Here is a 2,422-nt window from a genome sequence, read left to right as displayed (position 1 = left end):
CCGCTTCACCTTCGCCGACGTCGCCGCCTACCGCTTCCAGCAGACCCCGCTGCGTGCCTTCGCGGCCTCGGGCACGCTGGTGGTGGTGGCGTTCTACCTGATCGCGCAGATGGTCGGCGCCGGCCAGCTGATCAAGCTGCTGTTCGGCCTGGAGTACTGGGTCGCGGTGCTCATCGTCGGCACCCTGATGATGGTGTACGTGCTGTTCGGCGGCATGACCGCCACCACCTGGGTGCAGATCATCAAGGCGATCATGCTGCTGGGCGGCGCCTCCTTCATGGCGCTTGTCGTGATGGCGCAGTTCAACTTCAGCCCGGAAGCGCTGTTTGCCAAGTCGGTCGAAGTCCATACGAAGAAAAATGAAATCATGGGCCCGGGCACCTTCATCAAGGACCCGATCTCCGCGATCTCCTTCGGCATGGCGCTGATGTTCGGCACCGCCGGCCTGCCGCACATCCTGATGCGCTTCTTCACCGTGCCGAGCGCCAAGGAAGCCCGCAAGTCGGTGTTCTGGGCCACCACCTGGATCGCCTACTTCTACATCCTGACCTTCATCATCGGTTTCGGCGCGATCGTCCTGGTCGGCACCAATCCGGAGTTCAAGGATGCGGCAGGCAAGCTCCTCGGCGGTAACAACATGGCGGCGGTCCACTTGGCCAAGGCGGTCGGCGGCAACGTATTCCTCGGCTTCATGTCGGCCGTGGCGTTCGCGACCATCCTGGCGGTGGTGGCGGGCCTGACCCTGTCGGGCGCCTCGGCCGTGTCGCACGACCTGTTCGCGACCGTGTTCAAGAAGGGCCAGGCCAGCAGCGAAAGCGAGCTGCGCGTGTCGCGCGTGACCACCATCATCCTCGGCATCATCGCGGTGGTGCTGGGCATCGTGTTCGAGAAGCAGAACATCGCGTTCATGGTGTCGCTGGCGTTCGCGATCGCCGCCTCGGCCAACTTCCCGGTGCTGTTCATGTCGGTGCTGTGGAAGGATTGCACCACCCGCGGCGCGACCATCGGCGGCTTCCTCGGCCTGATCACCGCGGTCGTTCTCACCGTGATTTCGAAGTCGGTGTGGGTGGATGTGTTCGGTTACAAGGAAGCGATCTTCCCGTACACCTCGCCGGCGCTGTTCTCGATGGCCGTCGGTTTCATCGGCATCTGGCTGTTCTCGATCCTCGACGGCAGCGAGCGCGCCCGCGAAGACAAGGCCGGCTACGAAGCGCAGAAGGTGCGTTCCGAAACCGGCATCGGCGCGGCCGCCGCATCCGGCCACTAAGGCGGTGCGCACGGCTCTGGCCGTGCGCGGAATTACCCGGCGCCAGCGCCGGAGCACGAGCCCCGGGAAGCGATTCCCGGGGCTTGCTCATGCAGCATCCGGCGCGGCCCACGCGCGCTGAGGAGATACATGGATGGCACGGAAGGTGCTGATCGTCGACGACGAACCGAATATCGTCGTAGCGCTCGAATTCCTCATGCAGCAGCGCGGCTATGAGGTGGCGGTGGCGCACGACGGCGAGCAGGCGATGCGGCTGGTCGAGGCGTTCCGGCCGGACCTGGTGCTGCTGGATGTGCTGATGCCGAAGCAGGACGGATACGCGGTGTGCCGCCGGATCCGCGAGCAGAACGACGGCAGGCGGATAAGGATCGTGATGCTGTCGGCCAAGGCGCGCGACGTGGATGTCAGCAAGGGTCTGGCGCTGGGCGCCGACGCCTATTTCATCAAGCCGTTTTCGACCCGGGAGCTGATGGGGAAAGTGGGAGAACTGCTGTCGGCGCGCGCATGATCCGCAAACTATTGTTCAAATACCGTTTCTGGCTGTTGCTGGCGCTGATGTTCGCGTCGCAGCTGGCGATCGTCGGCGGCTTTTTCTTCGCCGTCGTGGCCGGGCGCGACGACGCGCAGCGGTTGCTGATCGAACAGCTGCTCCTGCCGCGCGCCGCTCCGATACTGCTGCTGGCGCTGTTGCTGGTGACCCTGCAAGGGCTGGCGCTCAAGGCGCTGATCGACCGCTACCTCGTGCCGATGGCGCGCATGGCGGAAGAGGCCGTCCTGCTGATGAGCAATCCCGGTTATCGGATCGCGCCGCAGGGGGCGCGCGAAGTGCGCGAACTGGGCGCCAGGCTCAACACGCTCGCGGCATCGCACCAGCGCCTGCAAGACGATGTGCAGGCGAAGATCGACGCGGCCAACCGCGCGCTTGCGGAGGAGCGCAACCGGCTGGCCGCGCTCATGTCGGAGCTGGCGCAGGGTGTATTGGTGTGCAATATCGAGGGCCGCATCCTGCTGTACAACACCCGCGCCCGCAAACTGTTCGAGGCCGCGCAGGGAAGCGCGGCCAGCGCGGCGCCGGTCGGCCTCGGTCGTTCCGTATTCGGTCTGCTCGAACGCGACCTGATCGTCCATGCGCTGGAACAGGTCCAGTACCAGCTG

2 protein-coding genes and 1 pseudogene are annotated in these 2,422 nt (G+C 65.3%); all 3 read left to right on the top strand.

Annotated features, from left to right (window positions below; all coding sequences use genetic code 11):
- On the top strand, positions 1 to 1,267 hold a 1,267-nt coding region (locus A6M56_RS05125), incomplete at its 5' end, for a sodium:solute symporter family transporter (RefSeq protein ID WP_286757839.1).
- 133 nt (positions 1,268 to 1,400) lie between these two features.
- Positions 1,401 to 1,775 carry a response regulator transcription factor gene (locus A6M56_RS05120; protein ID WP_286757838.1) on the top strand — a complete coding sequence of 125 codons (375 nt, stop codon included), beginning with the start codon at positions 1,401 to 1,403 and terminating at the stop codon, positions 1,773 to 1,775.
- Positions 1,776 to 1,810: 35 nt separating this feature from the next.
- Positions 1,811 to 2,422: pseudogene (locus tag A6M56_RS05115) on the top strand (exonuclease domain-containing protein); the annotation flags it as partial.

The organism is Ralstonia sp. RL (genome assembly GCF_001683835.1).
GTDB lineage: Bacteria > Pseudomonadota > Gammaproteobacteria > Burkholderiales > Burkholderiaceae > Ralstonia > Ralstonia mannitolilytica.
This window is presented reverse-complemented; position numbering and strand designations above follow the sequence as displayed.

Excerpts from the sequence above, each read along its gene's own strand:
- A6M56_RS05120 (WP_286757838.1), top strand. The coding sequence starts at position 1,401 with ATGGCACGGAAGGTGCTGATCGTCGACGACGAACCGAATATCGTCGTA.